General features: G+C 53.3%; 20 protein-coding genes. 17 read left to right on the forward strand and 3 right to left on the reverse strand.

The genetic code is table 11. From position 1 onward, the window contains the following. Positions 1 to 19 precede the first annotated feature (19 nt). From leuC to IEX04_RS09555, 6 genes are all read left to right on the forward strand, one after another. Positions 20 to 1459, forward strand: coding sequence for a 3-isopropylmalate dehydratase large subunit (gene leuC / locus IEX04_RS09530; protein ID WP_188685637.1), 1440 nt, complete (start codon positions 20 to 22; stop codon positions 1457 to 1459). A 14-nt stretch (positions 1460 to 1473) separates the two neighbouring features. Further along, entirely contained in the window at positions 1474 to 2079 is a 606-nt protein-coding gene (leuD, locus tag IEX04_RS09535) for a 3-isopropylmalate dehydratase small subunit (RefSeq protein ID WP_096255320.1), read from the forward strand. 247 nt (positions 2080 to 2326) lie between these two features. Continuing rightward, positions 2327 to 3646, forward strand: a complete 1320-nt coding sequence (murA, locus tag IEX04_RS09540) for a UDP-N-acetylglucosamine 1-carboxyvinyltransferase (protein ID WP_188685357.1) — start codon at positions 2327 to 2329, stop codon at positions 3644 to 3646. Positions 3647 to 3741: 95 nt separating this feature from the next. Then, the gene (locus tag IEX04_RS09545) at positions 3742 to 4434 is read left to right on the forward strand and encodes a lysophospholipid acyltransferase family protein (RefSeq protein ID WP_188685639.1); all 693 of its coding nucleotides are present in this window, start codon (positions 3742 to 3744) and stop codon (positions 4432 to 4434) included. 27 nt (positions 4435 to 4461) lie between these two features. Then, a complete protein-coding gene (locus tag IEX04_RS09550; RefSeq protein WP_268236918.1) occupies positions 4462 to 5499 on the forward strand; it encodes an NAD(P)H-dependent glycerol-3-phosphate dehydrogenase in 1038 nt (345 codons plus the stop codon). Beyond that, positions 5496 to 6608, forward strand: a complete 1113-nt coding sequence (locus tag IEX04_RS09555; RefSeq protein WP_188685359.1) for a D-alanine--D-alanine ligase family protein — start codon at positions 5496 to 5498, stop codon at positions 6606 to 6608. Before IEX04_RS09550 ends, IEX04_RS09555 begins: the two co-directional genes overlap by 4 nt. 91 nt (positions 6609 to 6699) lie before the next feature. Here the strand turns inward: IEX04_RS09555 and IEX04_RS09560 are convergent, their stop codons facing one another. Continuing rightward, on the reverse strand, positions 6700 to 7134 hold the full coding sequence (locus IEX04_RS09560) for a DUF3515 domain-containing protein (protein ID WP_188685361.1): 435 nt from the start codon (positions 7132 to 7134) through the stop codon (positions 6700 to 6702). A gap of 153 nt (positions 7135 to 7287) precedes the next feature. Between IEX04_RS09560 and IEX04_RS09565 the strand changes: the two genes are divergently transcribed. From IEX04_RS09565 to rsmD, 4 genes are read left to right on the forward strand one after another with little or no spacing between them, the layout of a single operon-like run. Next, positions 7288 to 8334: an LCP family protein gene (locus IEX04_RS09565; RefSeq protein WP_188685363.1), complete on the forward strand. Its 1047-nt coding sequence runs from the start codon at positions 7288 to 7290 to the stop codon at positions 8332 to 8334. A 21-nt stretch (positions 8335 to 8355) separates the two neighbouring features. Further along, positions 8356 to 9321 (forward strand): DAK2 domain-containing protein, encoded by a 966-nt coding sequence (locus IEX04_RS09570; RefSeq protein WP_188685364.1) that lies wholly within the window; start codon positions 8356 to 8358, stop codon positions 9319 to 9321. After that, a complete protein-coding gene (gene recG / locus IEX04_RS09575; protein ID WP_229677085.1) occupies positions 9311 to 11500 on the forward strand; it encodes an ATP-dependent DNA helicase RecG in 2190 nt (729 codons plus the stop codon). Before IEX04_RS09570 ends, recG begins: the two co-directional genes overlap by 11 nt. A gap of 29 nt (positions 11501 to 11529) precedes the next feature. Beyond that, positions 11530 to 12120 carry a 16S rRNA (guanine(966)-N(2))-methyltransferase RsmD gene (gene rsmD / locus IEX04_RS09580; RefSeq protein ID WP_188685369.1) on the forward strand — a complete coding sequence of 197 codons (591 nt, stop codon included), beginning with the start codon at positions 11530 to 11532 and terminating at the stop codon, positions 12118 to 12120. Here the strand turns inward: rsmD and IEX04_RS09585 are convergent. Continuing rightward, positions 12091 to 12873, reverse strand: coding sequence for a spermidine synthase (locus IEX04_RS09585; protein ID WP_188685371.1), 783 nt, complete (start codon positions 12871 to 12873; stop codon positions 12091 to 12093). The genes rsmD and IEX04_RS09585 overlap by 30 nt on opposite strands. Beyond that, entirely contained in the window at positions 12870 to 14081 is a 1212-nt protein-coding gene (locus tag IEX04_RS09590; RefSeq protein WP_188685373.1) for an aminotransferase class I/II-fold pyridoxal phosphate-dependent enzyme, read from the reverse strand. The genes IEX04_RS09585 and IEX04_RS09590 overlap by 4 nt, the downstream gene beginning before the upstream one ends. Positions 14082 to 14194: 113 nt before the next feature. On the opposite strand from IEX04_RS09590, the gene coaD reads away from it, so the two are divergent. From coaD to IEX04_RS09625, 7 genes are all read left to right on the forward strand, one after another. Further along, positions 14195 to 14671 carry a pantetheine-phosphate adenylyltransferase gene (gene coaD / locus IEX04_RS09595; RefSeq protein ID WP_188685375.1) on the forward strand — a complete coding sequence of 159 codons (477 nt, stop codon included), beginning with the start codon at positions 14195 to 14197 and terminating at the stop codon, positions 14669 to 14671. Between the two features lie 62 nt (positions 14672 to 14733). Beyond that, entirely contained in the window at positions 14734 to 15630 is an 897-nt protein-coding gene (gene galU, locus IEX04_RS09600) for a UTP--glucose-1-phosphate uridylyltransferase GalU (protein ID WP_188685377.1), read from the forward strand. 125 nt (positions 15631 to 15755) lie between these two features. Next, positions 15756 to 16817, forward strand: coding sequence for an LCP family protein (locus IEX04_RS09605; RefSeq protein WP_188685379.1), 1062 nt, complete (start codon positions 15756 to 15758; stop codon positions 16815 to 16817). Positions 16818 to 17021: 204 nt separating this feature from the next. Next, positions 17022 to 17810, forward strand: a complete 789-nt coding sequence (locus tag IEX04_RS09610) for an ABC transporter permease (protein WP_229677086.1) — start codon at positions 17022 to 17024, stop codon at positions 17808 to 17810. Continuing rightward, positions 17800 to 18684 carry an ABC transporter ATP-binding protein gene (locus IEX04_RS09615; protein ID WP_229677087.1) on the forward strand — a complete coding sequence of 295 codons (885 nt, stop codon included), beginning with the start codon at positions 17800 to 17802 and terminating at the stop codon, positions 18682 to 18684. Before IEX04_RS09610 ends, IEX04_RS09615 begins: the two co-directional genes overlap by 11 nt. A gap of 7 nt (positions 18685 to 18691) precedes the next feature. Next, entirely contained in the window at positions 18692 to 19729 is a 1038-nt protein-coding gene (locus IEX04_RS09620; RefSeq protein ID WP_188685382.1) for a glycosyltransferase family 2 protein, read from the forward strand. Continuing rightward, positions 19726 to 20550 carry a CDP-alcohol phosphatidyltransferase family protein gene (locus IEX04_RS09625; protein WP_188685385.1) on the forward strand — a complete coding sequence of 275 codons (825 nt, stop codon included), beginning with the start codon at positions 19726 to 19728 and terminating at the stop codon, positions 20548 to 20550. The genes IEX04_RS09620 and IEX04_RS09625 overlap by 4 nt, the downstream gene beginning before the upstream one ends. The last annotated feature ends 9 nt before the right edge of the window (positions 20551 to 20559 follow it).

A 20559-nucleotide genomic window follows, 5' to 3' on the forward strand; every position in this document is an offset into this window, starting at 1 on the left:
AGTGTGTCGCATGTCCACCATGCAGTCGCCCCAGACCCTGGCAGAGAAGGTCTGGAATGCGCACGTAGTGCGCCATGGAGAAGGGGAAGGCGAAGCACGCCAACCCGATTTGATCTACATTGACCTTCACCTGCTACACGAGGTCACCTCACCGCAAGCCTTCGAAGGCTTGCGTCTGGCGGGGCGCAAACTTCGCCGCCCAGATCTCACTATCGCGACCGAGGATCACAACACCCCGACCCTTGATATTGATAAGCCCATTGCAGATTTGACCAGCCGGACACAAATTTTCACCTTGCGTGATAACTGCAAGGAATTTGGCGTCCGCCTGCACTCGTTGGGTGACAAAGAGCAGGGCATTGTTCACGTAGTTGGTCCCCAGCTGGGTCTTACTCAGCCAGGTATGACCGTTGTCTGCGGTGACTCCCATACCTCAACCCATGGTGCCTTCGGTGCCCTGGCTTTTGGCATCGGCACCTCAGAGGTTGAACATGTCATGGCTACTCAGGCTTTGAGCCTTAAGCCTTTCAAGACGATGTCCATCAACGTCGAGGGAACGCTGAAGCCGGGCGTGACTGCAAAAGATATCATCTTGGCAGTTATTGCCAAGATTGGCACCGGCGGTGGACAGGGCTACGTGCTGGAATACCGCGGATCTGCGATTCGCGCATTGTCCATGGACGCGCGCATGACTATCTGCAATATGTCCATTGAAGCCGGCGCTCGCGCTGGCATGATTGCACCGGACGAAACGACCTTCGAATACGTCAAGGGCCGCCCGCATGCACCTGAGGGTGATGACTGGGACGCTGCTGTTGACTACTGGAAGTCCCTGCAAAGCGACGAGGGCGCACGCTTCGATAACGAAGTGTTCCTGAATGCTGATGAACTTGAGCCATTCGTCACCTGGGGAACCAACCCCGGTCAGGGTGTCTCACTGTCATCCAACGTTCCGGTCCCCGAAGATTTTGAAGATGAAAATGACCGCAAGGCCTGCGAACGTGCATTGACCTATATGGGCTTGACCGGCGGAACTCCCATGAAGGAAATCCGTGTGGACACGGTGTTCTTAGGTTCTTGCACCAACTCACGAATGGAAGACCTGCGCGCGGCGGCCGAAATCGTGAAAGGCCGTGAAAAGGACCCGCAGATCCGCATGATCGTGGTGCCAGGCTCGGCCAGGGTTCGCCTCGAAGCGGAAGCCGAAGGACTGGACAAGATTTTCAAGGACTTCGGTGCCGAGTGGCGCTTCGCAGGTTGCTCCATGTGCCTGGGAATGAATCCGGACCAACTGGCCGAGGGGGAGCGTTGCGCTTCTACCTCCAACCGAAACTTCGAAGGACGCCAGGGCAAGGGCGGGCGTACCCACCTGGTCTCGCCATTGGTAGCCGCAGCTACGGCTATTCGCGGCACTCTCGCATCACCTTCGGATATCGCCAACACTCCGGTCTCGGCCTAGGAAGGAACACCATCATGGAAAAAGTTGTTACCCACACCGGAATTGGTGTCCCGCTGCGTCAAAGCAACATCGATACCGACCAGATCATTCCTGCGGTTTATCTGAAGCGGATTACACGCACCGGCTTTGAAGATGCGCTGTTCGCCGGCTGGCGCCGGGATGAAAACTTCATCCTGAATACCGAGCCATATAACAAGGGCTCGGTCTTGGTCGCAGGTCCGGATTTTGGTACCGGCTCTTCGCGTGAGCACGCGGTTTGGGCCCTGAAGGATTATGGGTTCAAAGCTGTTATCTCAGCCAGATTTGCCGATATCTTCCGTGGAAACTCCGGTAAGCAGGGATTGGTTGCCGCCGAGGTTGCACAGAGTGACATTGAACTGATCTGGAAAGAACTCGAAAATAATCCAGGCACTGAAGTCACCGTAAATCTGGATGCGCGCACCGTGCAGTGCGGATCAATCGTGGCTCCGTTCCAGATTGATGACTACACCCGGTGGCGTCTGATGGAAGGCCTGGACGATATTGGGCTGACGCTGAAGCAAGAAGCTGACATTACGTCCTTTGAAGCTAGCCGCCCTGCATTTAAACCTCAGACATTGCCGGCAAGAACAGCTGACTAAGTTGACTGGCAGGCCTCGTTCGTACTTACCAGTAGGTGTATTCGAACGGGGCCTTCCCTATTTATGACAAACAACGGCCTCATCATCTACAACCCTTCCCTGAAAGCATCCTCACAATGTGTGCGCCACGGGCAGAACTGCTCCGAAGCGCACCGGCAATGACGGTATGCTTGCTTAGTCCTGCCTGTTTTATTGGCCTACCGGCCCGGGCAGGAGAAAACGACTACGCGATGAGGTTTATTCATACATGGGTAAGATTCTAACGGTCCATGGCGGTGTCCCTTTGAAAGGCACCGTTCGAGTAGGCGGCGCTAAGAACCTGGTTCCAAAGGCTATGGTTGCGGCACTGCTCGGAAACTCTCCTTCGGTACTACGCAACGTTCCGGAGATCAAAGACGTCGCAGTCGTGCGTAGCCTTTTAGAGATCCATGGGGTTAAGGTTTCTCAGGACCCCGAGACCGGTGACCTCACCATGGATCCATCCGCCGCGAAGAGCGCCTCAAATCAGGCCATTGATGCTCACGCAGGCGACTCACGTATCCCTATTCTTTTCTGTGGACCACTGATCCACTCCCTGGGCGAAGCTTTCATCCCAGACCTAGGTGGTTGCCGAATTGGCGACCGTCCTATCGACTTCCATCTGGAAGTCCTGCGCGAATTCGGTGCCGTGGTGGACAAGGAAGCCGCTGGCATCCGTATCTCCGCCCCTATGGGGCTGACCGGTGCGAAACTAGAACTTCAGTACCCAAGCGTTGGAACTACAGAGCAGGTTCTGCTCTCCGCGGTGCGCGCCAAGGGAGTCACCGAGGTGAGCAATGCGGCGATTGAGCCGGAAATCTTGGATCTGATCTCCTTGCTGCAGAAAATGGGTGCCATTATCTCGGTACACCGTGACCGGGTGATCCGTATCCAGGGTGTGGACGAACTGCGTGGCTATGACCACTACGCCTTGCCAGACCGGAACGAAGCTGCCTCCTGGGCCTCTGCGGCACTGGTTACCAAGGGCGATATCTTCGTTGAAGAAGCGCAGCAGCGCGACCTCACCGCCTTCCTTCATGTCTACCGCCAGATTGGTGGCGAGTTTGAAGTGAAGCAGAACGGTATTCGCTTCTACCACCCAGGTGGAGAGCTGAACCCGCTGATCCTTGAAACCGATGTGCACCCGGGCTTCATGACCGACTGGCAGCAGCCTCTTGTGGTCGCGCTGACGCAGGCTAGCGGTGTGTCTGTCATCCATGAAACCGTGTACGAAAACCGCTTTGGCTTCACCGACGCTTTGGTCCGCATGGGTGCTACCGTGCAGGTGCATACCGACTGCCTGGGCTCTACCCCATGCCGCTTCGGCCAGCGTAACTTTAAGCACTCAGCGGTAGTTCTCGGCCCAGCAAAGCTGAAGGGCGCAAACATTGACGTTCCTGATTTGCGTGGCGGATTCTCCCATATGATTGCCGCACTGGCCGCCGAAGGCACCAGCAAGGTTACCGGCATTGAGATTATCAACCGCGGCTACGAGCACTTCATGGAAAAGCTCACCGCACTGGGTGCAAACGTTGAACTGAGCAACTAGGGGAGCGTTAGTTCGTGACAGATAACTCAGTGCATCGGGAAACCGTCAAAAGTAAAACCGTCTTTGCAATTCTGGCCGGTGTAGTTCGTCCGGTCATGAATGTCTTGATTGGCAGGACCTGGAAAAACTTTGACAGGCTTCCTTCCGGAGGGTTTATTCTCTGCCCTAACCACCTGACCGAGATTGATCCTTTGGTGGTTGGCCATGCGGTGTATAGCAGTGGACGTTTGCCACGTTGGCTGACCAAGGACTCCTTGTTTAAGGTTCCAGTTCTTGGAGCAGCATTACGTGCAACCGGACAAATCCCGGTTTCGCGTAAATCTTCAAGTGCCGCCCAATCTCTGGAAGCTGCTAAAAAGGTGCTTGAAGCAGGTGGCGTCATTGTCATTTACCCGGAAGGCACGCTGACTCGAGATCCTGATCTCTGGCCAATGGTTGGCCGTACCGGTGCCGCACGTCTGGCATTGCAAACCGGTGCACCGGTGGTGCCAATGGCTCACTGGGGAGATCAGGAATTATTTCCCAGGTATGCCAAGAAAATGTATCCGTTCCCTCGTAAGCACGTGACCTTGTCCGTGGGCGAAGAAGTGCAACTCGATGATCTGCGTGTCGGGGCACGCACTCGTACGGTACTGCAGGAAGCCACGGCACGAATCATGGCCTCCATTACCGAGCTTGAAGCTGAATTGCGCCAAGAGACAGCACCGAAGACGCCGTGGAACCCCAGTGAGCATGGACAAGCAACCACGGGCCGAGATTTTGATGCCCCGAAACAACCAAACGACTAAGTCTGATCACCTAGCGAAGGAAAAGCCTTGAGTAAGCCGCTACCACATAAGATCGCCGTCATGGGTGCCGGAAGCTGGGGAACCACCTTTGCGAAGGTTCTGGCGGACGCAGTTTCTGACCAGGATATTCCGGTACAGATCTGGGCCCGTCGTGAAGAAGCTGCTCGTGAAATCAACGAGCGCCACACCAATTCGCGCTATTTGCGCGATACAAAACTTCCCACAAATATTTCTGCCTCTGCTCAGATTGCTGAAGTATTAACTGGCGCCGACCTAGTGGTCTTGGCCATCCCCTCCCAGTCCTTGCGTGAAGAACTTGCTAAATTTGTTCAGTACTTTGAACAAGATGTTGTTTTGTTGTCCTTGATGAAGGGGCTTGAGCGCGGCACCGATCTTCGGATGAGCGAAGTAATGGCCGAGGTCACCGGTATTCCAGCTGATCGAATTGCAGTTCTCTCCGGTCCAAATTTGGCCATGGAAATTGCCCGTGAACAGCCAACAGCCTCGGTAGTGGCCTGCTCCAACGCACAGACTGCGCATTGGATTGCGCAGTTGTGCTCCGCCCCGTACTTCCGTCCGTACACCAATGATGACGTACTGGGTGTTGAACTTGGCGGAATCGTCAAAAACATCATCGCTTTGGCCGTCGGCATGTGCGATGGCATGGGGATGGGTGATAACACCAAATCCACGGTCATCACCCGCGGATTGGCGGAGACCACACGTTTGGTGCTCGCTCTTGGCGGCCGCCTGGAGACGTTGTCCGGCCTCTCGGGGCTCGGCGATCTGGTAGCCACCTGCTCCTCGTCTCTGTCACGAAATAACACAGCAGGCCGCTTGCTTGGACAGGGACTTTTCCTGGAAGAAGTCAATGATCGTATGTCCCAGACCGCTGAAGGCATCAAATCGGCTCGTGCAGTCCTGGATCTGTCAACTAGCCATCAGGTAGACATGCCGATTACCGAGTCTGTGGTCATGGTCCTGGAAGGCACATTGAGCGTCGAGAATATGGCGGAGCGTTTGTTGTCGCGAGAACTGAAATCTGAAGGAGAGCTACAAAAATGAGCGAGCCAAAACCACGAGTCCTCCTGCTCTTTGGCGGCCGTTCCTCAGAACATTCCGTTTCCTGTGTGACCGCAGCCGGTGTCATGCAGGAAATCGACAAAGATCGTTTTGAAGTCATTCCCGTGGGAATTACCCGCGCGGGAGCATGGACCCTGGTAGATCAGGACTCTTCGGACTGGACTCTGAGTGCGGGAGCTCTTCCGGAAATCTCGGTCGCGGATAAACCTGTGCACCTGTCCAATGATGGTCAGCGAACTTGCCTCTTGCAGTATTCGGGCTCTGAAATCACTGATCTAGGTCCCATTGATGTGGTCTTCCCATTGCTGCACGGTCCTTTTGGCGAGGATGGTTCGATTCAAGGGATGCTGGAAATGTCTGGCGTTTCCTATGTCGGTTCGGGCATCGCAGCCAGCGCCATGGGCATGGACAAGCATTTCATGAAGGTCGTCTTCGAAAATGCAGGATTTAACGTTGGCCCGTACCAGGTGATCACTAACAAGCAATGGCTGCGTGACAGTGCTGCCGCACTGGAACGGTGCAAGGATTTGCAGTACCCGTTGTTCGTCAAACCGGCGCGTGCAGGTTCCTCAGTTGGAATCACCAAGGTTGATGAACCTACGCAGCTGCAGGCAGCCATTGAGCTGGCTCGTGCGGAAGACCCCAAGGTCATCGTGGAACAGGGGATCAGCGGGCGCGAAATCGAATGCGGTGTCTTGGAAGGCCATGGTGCGCTGGAATCCCGTGCGTCCATGCCCGGGGAAATTGCAGTAGCAGGCAACGAACATGCCTTCTATGATTTTGAGGCAAAATACGTTGATGGGGCAGCGGCGAAGCTCAGCTGCCCGGCCGTCCTCAGCGATGAGGCGACCACGGCTATCCGCGAGCTGGCAGTGAAAGCTTTTGACGCCATTGATGCCGAAGGCCTATCGCGGGTTGATTTCTTCTACACCGCTGACGGCGAGTGGATCATCAATGAGATCAATACCATGCCAGGGTTCACCCCTTCGAGCATGTATCCACAAATGTGGGCGAAGACCGGGATCGGCTACAGCGAACTGATCAATGAGCTCATCGCATTAGCTTGCGAACGAAAAATCGGTTTACGCTAAAGCAGCTTAGCTGATGCGGACCGTCAAAGATCTCAGATCTTTGACGGTCCGCAAGTTTGAATGGCTTCGATGTTCGCCGAGCCGTAATTCCTTAGAGTTCTACATTCTTCTCAACGCTGAGGCAGGCACCTTCAGCAGGAATGCGTGAGGCAGCCTGGGAGAGCGAAGCAAGCACAGTACTCGACGGGATTACTTGCGGGTCCAAGACGACCTCGGTAGCCGGGGTGCGGCCGTAGGTGGTCAACGTCCATACGCCGTCCTCACCTTCGTGGGCAATCCAATCCACTTCGTTCACTGAAACGCAGGGATCTGTCGTTGGGCCGGGAACTTGGACCCCGCAACGTAAGACCACCTGAGATGGGTCACCCCAGGCGGCGGTAGCCTGAGAATTAGTACTGCGACGCTCAGCATCACCAATGAACTGCGGGAGAATCACCATCATCTCGGCGCAGACTGGATTTCCGGCATCGCTTGCAGGCTCTACAGCTGCTAACGAAGCACAGCCGGCAAGTATGGGTGTGATCATCAAGGCGCCTATGGCTAAAGTAGCCGTACGCCTAATCTTTAGATTAAGTTTTGATGACTCTTGACTCTTATTACTGAAAACGGACACTTTAACAGCGTACCGTTCGTTTCTGAAAGATAAGATGTTAAAAGATGAAACTGTGAAAGGTAGCATATGTCCTTCGAAGAACAGCCCGTACGTCCACGTGCGAAGAAAAAACGCACTGGGCGTGGAATCCTCATTGGCATTCTGGCGCTAGTAGTGATTGCCGGCCTTGTGGCCGGCGGGTACGTTTGGAATCTTGGTCGCACCTTCGACTCGAAGAGCGACAAGATTGCCGAGGCATTCCCTGCCGAAGAAACCCGCCCAGAGGTTAAAGAAGAATCTAAAGACGCGGTGAACATCCTGCTTCTGGGTAGCGATACGCGCGCCACTCGCGAGACAGATGAATCAAGCGAGGAATTCGGAACCCTGCCAAACGGTGGCCGTTCGGACACTATGATGCTGGTACATATCCCAGCAGACCGTAAGGGCATGTACGTCACCTCGGTGATGCGTGATACCTGGTTGGATATTCCTGGTGTTGGAACTGCGAAGATCAACCGCGCATTTGCCAGCGGAGGTGTTCCCAAAGCCGTAGAAACCCTGGAAGGGCTCTTCGGCGTACGCATCAACCACGTAGCCTCCGTTGACTTTGAAGGCTTCAAAGGTTTGACCGACGCGCTCGGCGGAGTAACGGTCAACAACCCGCAAGCCTTCCGCCAGTCGATTACCAATGGCATGTATTTCCCGGCCGGTGTGCAGACCCTGGATGGCGAACAAGCACTGGCCTTTGTGCGTGAGCGTAAGTCGTTCCCCGGTAGTGACTACGGACGTGTCAAGAACCAGCAGCTCTTTGTCAAGGCAATGCTTGGACAAATCATGTCCAAGGACACCCTGACCAACCCGGGTAAACTGAACAACGTGGTCACCGAGATTGCACCCTTCATTGCCGTAGATGAAACATTGGATGCTTCCAAGGTCGCCGGCTACGCAGCCTCTATGATCAACGTACGCCCAAGTGACATGACCTTCTTTACATTGCCAAATAAGGGGCCGGGGCGTTCCGCAGACGGCCAGTCGATAGTCATACCTGACATGGAAACCATTGATAAGTTTGGCAAGGCGTTGCAGGAAGACAAAATGGATGAGTTCGTGGCAACCACGGACCTTTCCAAATAAAACTGAAAGACCCGATTTCCCATGACACAAAAGCTCGATACCTCCGTGCGTGCCATTCGTGAATGGTTGCAACGGAGCGTGAAGAGTCTCGGGAATCATTCAGATAGGCTCAACGCCATCAACGTGTTTCCGGTCGCTGACGGGGATACGGGAACTAACCTGTATCTCACCGCTCGGGCCGGACATGACGCCGTCAGCAAGCTCGAAAGTGATGACATCGGCGGGTTCTTAGAAGTTGCCGCCCGCGCGTCCATGGAGTCAGCGCGCGGCAATTCAGGAACCCTGCTGGCGGTATTCCTCAGTGGGCTCTCAGAACCATGGCGTGGCCATGACCGGCTGACCGCAAGCTTGCTGTCCAAGGGCCTTGAACGGGCAAAGGTCCGGTCCTGGTCAGCACTGAGCGAACCGGTTGAAGGCACCATGCTCTCGGTGATTAGTGCGGCAGCGTTGGCTGCCGGTTCAACTTTGGCCCATATAAAAACAGACGTGGAGAGCCGCGCAGCCCTGGATACGGTGCTTCATCAGGTGGCCCAAGCCTCGCGGATGGCGGTACGCGGTACCGAAAACGAATTACCTAGCCTTGAAAATGCCGGCGTAGTCGACGCTGGTGCTGTGGGCATGCTGGTTATCTTAGACGAGCTCTGCGCTGCGGTTCGTGGTACCGAAACCGACTTTGAATCATATGATGGATTCAACGGATATCGAGTCCAAGATCCACATGTGCATTTGATCCAAAATGATGATCAGGGTGTCGAAGTGATGTGCACGATTACACTTGACGCGTTGGGAGCCGCCACACTGCGCGGGCAACTGGATCGAGTGGGCGACTCGGTGATCATGTCGCCGGTCAATCCCACCGGCGAAGAAGTGTACCGCTGGAGAGTCCATGTGCACGTGGCCGAGGCGGACATGGCCTTAGCGCTTATCCGTGCCCAGGGGGAGCCGGTGAACATCAGCATCACCGACTTGTGTACGCATGATGGGTGAGACCAAAGCGGTACCTCTGGAGCAGGCTGAACTGTCGCTAGTGCTCGGGGCTAAGAATGCTGGTGCCCTAGAAAAAGCCTTTGGATACACCACCGTAGGTCAATTCCTCTGGCATTTTCCGAGGCGCTATGTTGATGTGGGGGAGCTGACCCCCATCGCGGAATTGCCTTTTGATGAGCATGTCACCGTCGTGGCCCAGGTGACTAACGTGAGCCAGCGGCAAATGCACTCGCGTCGTGGCTTCATCTTTGAAGTGACCGTCAGTGACGAACTTGACCGGAACGGTCAAGAACTCAAGATGACTTTTTTCAACGGCTACCAAGCGCGTCAAGACTTGCAAGTCGGAACCATCGCGATGTTCAGCGGCAAGGTCGGCTGGTATCAGGACCACCTGCAGCTCAGCCAACCCGATTACGCCATCCTGGATACAGTAGCCGAGGCTGATCCGCGGCCCATACCGATCTATCCTGCCTCGGCAAAAATGCCAAATAAGAAAATTCGAGACTTGCTCTCACTGCTCATTGATGAAATGACAGAGGAGCAACTTCCCGAATTTCTGCCAGAACAACTATTGGCAAAGCATCGTTACCCGCGTAGGGCCAAGGCCTACCTAGACAGGCACCACCCGCGTGAAATCAAACATGCTTATATTGCCCGCCAGCGATTTGCCTTCGAAGAAGCGTTCATGCTGCAACTCTCACTGGCAGAACGAAACCGTGCAGTGGGAAGCCAGCCAGCCATTGCGCGCAAACCGGTCAAAGGCAAGTTAGCCGAAAAGTTTGATTCAAGACTTCCTTTTACACTCACTGATGACCAAATAGAGGTCGGCAGAGAGATCTCGGCAGATCTGCTCAATGCGCATCCAATGCACCGTCTTCTCCAAGGTGAGGTCGGCTCAGGTAAAACCGTCGTCGCATTGCGAGCTATTTTGCAGGTCATTGATTCCGGTGGACAAGCCGCTTTACTGGCGCCCACCGAAGTTCTTGCAGCGCAGCACTATTCCTCCATTAAGAAGATGCTCGGAGATCTGGCTGAACCAGGCCTATTCGGCGAAGGCGAAGGTACCGGGGTCGCACTTCTCACCGGGTCGGCTAAGACGGCACAGCGCCGTCAGGCGCTTCTAGGCATCGCCAGCGGGGAGACTGGACTGATCATTGGAACGCATGCGCTGTTAGGGGAGCATGTGCGCTTCGCGGAGCTTGGTCTCGTGGTAATCGATGAGCAGCATCGTTTCGGCGTGGAGCAACGAGACGCCCTTCGCGCAAAGGGTGAAGAAAACGTACCGCATACGTTGGTCATGACGGCCACGCCCATTCCACGTACCGTGGCGATGACGGTTTTTGGAGACCTGGATACCTCGACGATTAAAAAGCTGCCCGCGGGGCGCGCCCCGATTTCAACACATATTGTCCCCATGCAGTTGACCGGTTACCGGGACAGGCTATTCTCGCGTATCCGTGAAGAAGTTGCCAAGGGGCATCAGGTTTATGTGGTGTGCCCACGAATTTCGGAGACGGCTGCCGAACAAGGAATTTTGGTGGCAACCGCTGAGGACGGCGCCAACCAAACAATGAGCGTTGAAGCAATGTTCGAATTGCTTTCCTCGATGCCATCTTTTGATGGTGTGCGTCTGGAAGCCTTGCATTCGCAACTTGATTCGCAGGATAAACAAGAAATCATGGATGAGTTTGCCGACGGTCAGATAGATGTGCTGGTCTCTACCACTGTGATTGAAGTTGGCGTGGACGTTCATAACGCAACGTTGATGGTGATCATGGATGCCGAAAGATTCGGCATCTCGCAGCTTCACCAGCTGCGAGGGCGAGTGGGCCGTGGTGGTTTGCCCGGTACCTGTCTACTCACCACGTGGTTGGACGCGGATCATCAATCGGTCAATAGGCTGCGCACCATTGAATCAACTCTTGATGGGTTTGAATTAGCAGAAGCAGACCTAGCCGAACGCAAGGAAGGAAATATCCTTGGAGTACAGCAATCTGGTAGCCGCTCAACGCTGCGTGAACTGAGTATTATCAAAGACCGCGGCCTCATTGAGTCTGCGCGAGACGACGTGCAAGAACTCATGAAACAGGGCGCGTGGGCTACAAAGTATCCAGAACTTTTTGCCGTCGCAGAGTCATGGATAGACCAGTCCACCCGAGAATTTCTGAATAAGAATTAACGTTGACACTTCGAAAGTAGTAGCAAGACATGAGCCGTATTATTTCCGGAATTGCCGGGGGCACCAGCCTGAAATCAGTACCCGGAGACGCGACTAGGCCAACTACCGACAGGGTCAAAGAAGCACTGTTTTCCCGCCTGGAAAGCTGGAACGTCATTTCGTCGGCACGCGTATTGGATCTGTTTGCTGGGTCCGGTTCCCTCGGACTTGAAACCGCAAGCCGCGGAGCACGCCAGGTGTTACTCGTTGAGCTAGCTCCTAAAGCGGTGAGCGTCTGTCAGCACAACGCCACAAAAATCAACGAGGCGCTGAAGAACGAAGTTGTCTCGGTCCAACGGGGCAAAGTTGATACCGTTCTATCCAGCTTTTTCGACGAGGAGACTAATGCTCCAAAAAGAACCTTTGACCTGATTTTCATGGATCCTCCATATCCTCTGACTGATCAGGAACTCGCTGTCACCCTTGACAAAGTTTCTAGGATCTTGGCAGAGGACGCGACGGTGATTGTCGAGCGGTCAAGCCGTTCGCCTGAACCGATATGGCCCGCAAACATGGAAAAGATTGCCGAAAAAAAATATGGTGAAACACGGTTATGGTTTGCCGAACCGGTCCAGGGCTAAGGAGTGTTTGACCTCTGATGGGTAAGGACCGGCCGCTTCGCAAGCTGCAATAGTAGTCTGGTCGATTTGCATCTTTGACGCGGTAAGTATCAGGTTGCCAGGGAATTTGCGCGTAAACATTTCCGGGGTTGAACTTAGCAGGACGTACTCGAAAGCAGATTGTGCGGCCTGAACCTGGCGATCCGTAAACGCAAGTGGTGGGTCGTCACCAATATTTACGAAGAGCAAACCCTCAGGCGCTAGCGCCAGAGCCAGTTCTTCATAATATTCCGAGCTAGTCAGATGCTCTGGTGCATCCGGGCCGCTAAAAATATCTAAGACGATTACGTCAAATTCTTTATCGAGCAACTCTTCTTTCAAAACTGCTGGGGCATCAGCCACCAGGGTCTGCAAATTGCACTGTTCTGGCAAAGGCAAGTGCGTCAACACAAAATCAAGCAACTCACGTTCGATATCGACAGCCACATGTTTGCTCTCGAGATACCTTAGTGAGGCCCACCGGGCTAGGGTCAGTGCACCTGCACCCAAATGCAAGAACTTGAGCGGCTCACGCTGCGGGCGCAACACGTCAAGGTGATTCGCAATTCTCGCAAGGTATTCGTAGAAGATATTTTCTGGCTGGTCCAGATTAACGTGAGACTGTTCGGCGCCACCAATCGCCAAGATCATCGCTCCTGGAACTAGATCATCAGGATAGATGCTTGCGTGTTCTTGGATCCCACCAAGCCAGCGTTTCAGCGGTTTCACACTCATTTTGCTAATACCTTAGGAAGTAGTTGGAGTCTTTCTACCGCTTCACTGATGACTTCAGGTCGTTTGCAGAAAGCAAACCGCAGCAAGGATGAGTAGTCTTGCTGGTTTTCTTGGAGCGCGAACACAGACATGGGGATCGCGGCAACACCGATTCGCTCTGGCATCAATTTCGCCACGTCCACCGCATTTTCATTGCCCAGACCCTGCAAATCTGCAACCAGAAAATACGTACCCTTGGGTCGAATCACTTGAATGCCAACGTCTTCAAGTCCTTGGGCAAGTTGATCACCACGAGCGCCAAGGTCTGCGGCAAAACGTTCAAAGAATGTATCGGGTAGTTCCAAAGCCTGCGCTACGGCTGGCTGGAAGGCAGGACCAGAAGAGTATGAAAGGAACTGTTTGACTGTGCGCAGTGCCGTTATCAGCTCACGTGGCCCTGTGGCCCAACCAACTTTCCAACCGGTAAAGGAAAAGGATTTGCCTGCGGATGAAAGAGTAATGGTTCGCGCGAAGCCGCCGGGACGGCTAGCGATGGGAATATGAGCAGAAGCAAAGGTGAGATGCTCGTAAACTTCGTCCGAAAGGATAATGCAATCGTGCAGGTGCGCAAGAGCAACGATTTCGTCCAGGACCTCGGTGTCAAAGATGGTGCCGGTAGGGTTATGCGGATTATTGACAATAATCATCCGGGTCTTATTGGTCACGGCTTTGCGAAGCTCATCAAGATCTGGTGCAAAGGAGGGAGCTCGCAATTTCACTACCTTGTGAGTTGCGTTAGCCAGTCCAATCATGGCGGCGTAGGAGTCGTAAAAAGGTTCAAAGGTGACTACCTCGTCGCCGGCCTCGACGAAGGCCAAAACTGCGGCAGCTATTGCTTCAGTTGCACCCGTGGAGACGACCACCTGCGTGTCAGGGTCGATGGACAAACCGTAAAATCGGAGTTGATGCTTGGCTATAGCATTACGTAACCCCGGAATCCCGCTACCAGGGGCGTATTGGTTGGCCCCTTCTTGGATAGCCTTGATCGCTAACTCGCGAATTGCCAGTGGACCTTCTTCATCTGGGAATCCTTGGCCAAGGTTGATGGCCTGATGCTTATTTGCTAGGCCGGTGATTTCTTCAAAGATGGTGAGTCCGGGTTCGCCATCTGATCCCAAGAGATTTGCGCTCTGAGCCGTTCTTCGCCAAGGGGTAGATTCAAAGGTCATAGCTCAATTATGCTTCCTGGACTCGGGAAGATCTTAGTAAACACGCATGAATCGTTACATGACAGTTCTATCAAAATCACGTGTTAACTCAGGTTTGTTGATAGATTCTAGATATGCGCAGAGCTGTATGCCCAGGATCCTTTGATCCCCTTCACAATGGCCATGTCGAGATCATTGCCCGAGCGGCAAGCCTCTTTGACGAGGTCATTGTTGCTGTATCGACAAACTACTCGAAGAAGTACCGGTTTTCCGAAGAAGAACGGGTAGCAATTGTCGAAGAGACTGTCGGGGGACTTCGAGGCGTGTCCGCCATACCTATGGGGCAGGGTCTCCTCGCGGACTTCTGCAAGGAGCAAGGTGCAGAAGCAATAGTCAAGGGACTGCGAAGCACGGTCGACTACGCCTATGAAATTCCCATGGCAACGATGAACCGGCATCTGACCGGTGTGGAGACAGTCTTTCTGCAGGCCGATACGAGATTTACTCACCTATCGTCCTCGCTGCTCAAAGAGGTGCAATCACTGGGTGGGGACGTCAACGAGTACTTCCCGCGCGCGGTCATTAAGCGGTTGTCGAAAAAGTCTAGCTAAGCGCGATCTCTGCACATAATGCAGTGTAGTGAAATTATGTCATTTAACGATTGGAACAAACTATGGCTCTCGGGTCGTCAATAACAAAGGCTGTTATTCCAGCAGCAGGGCTGGGCACACGCTTTTTGCCTGCTACTAAAGCGATGCCGAAAGAGATGCTACCGGTTGTTGATAAGCCGGCCATCCAGTATGTTGTTGCGGAAGCGGTTGGGGCCGGTCTGGATGACGTTCTCATGATTACGGGGCGTAGCAAACGGGCACTTGAAGATCACTTTGATCGAGTGCCAGCGCTGGAAGCGACTTTGGAAGCCAAAGGCGATGACAAGAAGCTTCGGACGGTTCAAGAAGCAACTGAACTGGGAAATATCCACTATGTTCGCCAGAGTGACCCGCGCGGGCTTGGGCATGCAGTCCTTTGTGCTAAGCAACACGTCGGATATGAGCCATTCGCGGTACTGCTGGGCGATGACTTAATAGATTCACGCGATGAACTACTTTCAGTCATGATCGCGACGCAGCAGAAAACAGGCGGGTCCGTGATTGCACTCATGGAGGTCGCTCCTGAGCAGATTAGTGCATATGGCTGTGCGGACGTTTCCGCAGTCGACGGTGAAGACTACGTTAAAGTCAACGCGCTGGTAGAGAAGCCAAGCATGGAAGAAGCACCGAGTAACCTAGCGATTATCGGTCGTTATTTGTTGCATCCACAAGTCTTTGAGGTGCTGGAACACACCGCTCCAGGTCGGGGCGGCGAAATCCAGCTAACAGACGCGCTTCAGGAACTGGCTACCGATAACAACGACGGCGGTGGAGTTCACGCGGTTATTTTCCGTGGGCGCCGCTATGACACCGGAGACAAACTGAGCTACCTGCAGGCAAATGTGACCCTCGCAGTAGAAAATGAAGAGCTCGGCGAAGGTATGAAGAGCTGGCTCAAAACTTTCGTGGCAACTCTCTAAACCTGGACATAAGGGACTACTCAGGATAATCACATTTATCTTGAGTAGTCTTTTTCATTGCCACTGTAGCAAGCAAACACTTGCCATATGGGGAGACCATAGATTTTCTTTGAGAAGCTGCAGGAATGAATATCCCAAACAAGAGCGAAAACTTCACCTCTCGTAGCGCCCGCTACGGTGTGGAGCGTAAGCGAAAACGACGCATCCGCGGAGTTTTACTGTCTGTAGTTGCGCTTGTTGTTGTTGCAGCCTTGGGTGCTGGATTTTATGTTTTTAACCTTCAGCATAAGTTTAATTCGAAATCCAACTCCGTAGCCATCAACTACACCGAAGAGCAACAGAATCTGCGTCCAGTGAAAGCCCCGGATGATGGATCGATGAACATTCTAATGCTTGGTGTTGATCACGCAGACGAGAACGAAACTGAATCAGCGGCACTGGACGGTGCTGTAAGTCAACGAAGTGACTCGATGATGCTGGTTCATATTCCAGAGGACCGAAAACAAATTTACGTAATGTCTCTAGTAAGAGACATGTGGGTAGAAGTTCCCGGGTATGGACAGCACAAATTAAACGCTGCCGTAGAACTCGGGGGAGTCCCCCTGCTCATGCAAACGGTAGAGGGCTTATTCGATACAAAGGTCGATCACGTCGCGATGATCGACTTCGCCGGCTTCCGGGAACTTTCAACAGCCCTCGGCGGAGTCAAAGTGACTAACGAGATTCCGTTCACTGCTAACGACACGGACTACTTCTATCCAAAAGGCGAGATAACCCTCGAAGGTGACCGTGCCTTACGGTACGTGCGCGAACGCAAATCATTCAGCGATGGCGACTATCAGCGAGTTAAGAACCAACGGGCCTTCTTGATGGCTGCCGTGAATCAACTGTTGTCAAACGATACGCTCACCAATCCCACGAAACTTTACAACATCATTGATAAGGTCTCGCCGTATCTGACATTTGATTCAGAATTTGATGCGGCGACGATGGTCGGATTAGGTATGGAACTAAAAAACGTCGATACTGAGAACCTTAAAATGTTCACCATGCCTACCGCTGGTAGCTCAACAAGCCCAGATGGGCAGTCCATCGAACTTGCCAGCGAATTAGCGGTCGCTCAGATATCCGAAGCTTTGCAAACGGACACCATGGCAAAATATCTGGAAGAGAATCCACCGCAATAGCCGCCCATAGTACTGAGTGGGATTAACTGCACGTGCGCTCGGAGCTCGAAATCACGTGTAACCACCACGCATAAACTAGACTTTGATCATCTGTGCTTACGAATTCAAGTAGTAGTTAGCATTCGACAAGAGGACATTTTCCACATGACAGTTGCGGAGGAGGCCGAAAAGTACGGCTTGCACCGAGTAGGGGCAAGGCCGTCATTGGTCGATTACCTGAAGCAGACCTGGAGTCGGCGTGAGTTCATTTATGAGCTCGCAAAAGCGCGCGTGCAATCGCAAAACGATAGAAATCGACTCGGAATGCTTTGGGAGGTGCTCAAACCAACCTTCAATGCGCTCATGTATGGGTTCATCTTCGGTATCTTGCAGGGCGGCGCCAAAGGGCCAGACTTTCCTGTCTACGTGGTCATCGGTGTGTTTCTCTTTGAATTTTTCACTTCGTCCATGACTGGTGGTGCTAAGTCCATCACAGGTAACACGGCGCTCGTTCAATCACTTGCGTTCCCAAGACTCGCATTGCCCGTTGCACAGGTGACTCAAGGAATCTTGACTTTGATGCCGATGCTGTTGGTGATGTTCATCTATGCAATGATTTTGGGAACTACACCTAAGTGGACTTGGTTCGTAATTATCCCATTGGTGCTTCTCTTCAGTGTTTTTAATATGGGAATCGCGCTAATCTGCGCCCGGATAACGGTCCATGTACGTGACTTCACCAATATTCTGCCGCTGATCGGTCGAGTTCTCTTCTTTACGTCCGGTGTCTTGTTTAGTGTGGATCGGATTCTCAACCAATGGCCGTGGATGGTCACTGCGTTTGACTATCACCCGCTGTACCAGACGTTGCAAATTGCCCGTGCAATGATCATGGATAACGCCGTATATGAACCTCGTGCATGGTGGGTCGTAGGTATTTGGGCGTTCGCGACCCTAGTCTTCGGTCTTGTATATTTCTGGAAAGCTGAGGAGCGTTACGGCCGTGCGGATTAATTTTGATGACCTAATCAACCCGGAACTTCATCCGGAATATGAACCCGAGCGGATTTTCTCGGACGACACATCATTCATCGATGTGGTTTCCCCCGACGAGGTTACGAACTCAAATCTGAGCATTGATCCCAACCGCCAACCAGTTGTGATTGTGGACAATCTTCACGTTAAATATCGGGTCTATTCCAGTGGTAAGGCCGTGGGCGCTGCCGGCGCGCGCCGGTTGCTGCAATCGAACATGCGTGGCGTTCGTACAGTGCATGCTCTAAAAGGCATCTCATTCGTTGCGTATGAAAACGAGTCCATCGGGGTCATCGGATCTAATGGCTCTGGTAAATCGACGCTGCTTAAGGCCATTACCGGGCTGACCCCACCTGCGTCCGGGAGCGTCTACGCTCGATCTCGCCCAAGCCTGTTGGGTGTGGGAGCCGCTCTCATCCCGGGTCTTTCGGGAGATAAAAATATTACCCTTGGTGGTTTAGCTCTCGGCTATAGCCGCCAAGAGGTTGAGGAAATGCGCGAGGAGATCATCAAGTTTGCGGAGCTCGAAGAGTTCATAGACTTGCCAATGCGTACGTACTCATCAGGCATGAGCGCTCGATTGAAATTTGCAATTGCGGCGTCGAAGCAACACGATATCTTAATCATTGATGAGGCTTTGGCAGTTGGAGATGCAAAATTCAAGAAACGAAGTGAGGCCAAGATTCGAGAAATCCGAGAAAACGCCGGAACGATCTTCAATGTTTCGCACTCCATGAACTCGATCAAGGAAACCTGCAACCGCTGCATCTGGATCGAAAAAGGTGTGCAGAAGATGGATGGCGACACGGACACCGTAATCAAGGCCTACCAAGCACACTTAAAAAAGAAGTAAGGGACGGATGACTGAATATCCAGGCGTTGCCTACGTAATGCCTGTGCTGAACGAAGCTGAATACCTCGAAGAGGCAGTCGCATCGATTCTCGCGCAGGAATATGAAGGCGATAAGGAACTGGTGCTTGCATTGGGTCCGAGCACGGATGAAACAAATCTTGTTGCCCAGCGCTTAGCAGCTCAAGACTCGCGTATTACCCTGGTGGATAATCCGCTAGGACGAACCCCAATAGCATTGAATCTTGCCATCCGTAATTCAACGCATCCCATTGTGATTCGAGTCGACGCACATAGTGAGCTTCCTGCTTATTACACAAAACGCGGCATTGAGACGCTCAAACGCGTTGGAGCGCATGATGTTGGCGGGCTGATGGATGCTCGCGGCCGCATGCCACTGCAACGAGCCATTGCCGCTGCCTACCACTCGAAATTTGGTTTCGGTGGACCCGCCTACCATTCGGGTGCTCCCGAAGGCGAAGCCGAGTCGGCATATCTAGGAATCTTCCGACGCGAAGTTTTTGAAGAAGTAGGCTACTTTGACGAGAACATGTGGCGAGCACAAGACTGGGAGCTTTGCCTGAGAATAAGACAGGCCGGCCACAAAGTCTGGTTCGATCCAGAACTGAAGGTTGGCTATTACCCGCGCGACAACTTCCCTTCTCTGATTAAGCAGTCGTTCGCCTCTGGGACCTGGCGTGGTGAAATCGCCCGGCGATTCCCCGAAGGCAAATCCCTGCGACATGACCTTCCACCGTTGCTCCTCGTGGGAGTTAGCACAGGAATCCTCTCGGCTGTTATTCAACCGGTTGCCGCCAACGCACTTCCGAAACCAGTCAATCTCCTATTGAAACTTAGTCAACTAGTGCCGGTTCTTTACGCAGCTTGCTGCGTGTTTGCAGGGATAAGAGCCAAGGGAAAAGGTTTGAAAGAAAAGCTGCTTACGGCTGCAACGTTCCCCATGATTCACCTTCCTTGGGCTGCGGGTTACATAAAGGGTCGTGCAGTTGGAGCTGGCAGCACCTTGGACAAGGGGCGAGTTAAATGAGCCACGAACGCCCATTGCGTCCCACCTTGGAAGAACTTCGCGCGGTCTGCCAACCTCCTGAAGTTCGTGCTCGGAAAAATGCCGAGCATTGGACCGCGGAACTGTACCTTCGGCATATTTCGATCTACCTAACGGCAGTACTTGTACGAACTCGTATCTCGGCCAACGGTGTCACCGGGTTAATGATCCTTGCTGGTTGGTTCATGTCATTGGCACTACTGATCCCTGGAATATGGGGACCGATTCTCGCCGTGGTGCTTTCGCAGGTACAGCTCTACTTTGACTGTTCGGATGGGGAAGTAGCGCGGTGGAGAGGAACTCAGTCACCGCGCGGAATATTCATCGACATGGTGGGTCACCATACGACTGAAGCATTGATTCCCATCGCCCTGGGATACCGCGTGTTCGTAGAGCTCTCTGCCAGTACCGCCAATGCATCTCAAGCCTGGCCAACCCTGTTCATGGGTGGATGCCTCGCGGTCCTGCTCGTACTGAACAGGTCCCAGTCCCTGATGGTGCATGCAGCCCGTGGGATGGCTGGGCTTGGAAAACTGCCGGATACCGCAGAAGCACGCTCCATCCCAGTTACATCGCTCGTCGGACGTTTACGTTCGCTGGCGCGATTTGCGCCGTTCCACCGGATGCTGCACGCAGTGGAGCTCAGCCTCGTGATCCTGGCTTGCGCTATCGTCTCGGCTCTCGTTGGGGAACCGGGGATTGCCGAAAAATGGATGATCTGGATTTTGCTTCCAGCTACGGTGCTAGTCAACGTAGGACATTTCATTGCAAACATGGCTTCTACAAGGCTCAAAGCTAATTAGTTGGAAGGG

The organism is Glutamicibacter ardleyensis (genome assembly GCF_014644555.1).
In the GTDB taxonomy this organism is placed as follows: domain Bacteria; phylum Actinomycetota; class Actinomycetes; order Actinomycetales; family Micrococcaceae; genus Glutamicibacter; species Glutamicibacter bergerei.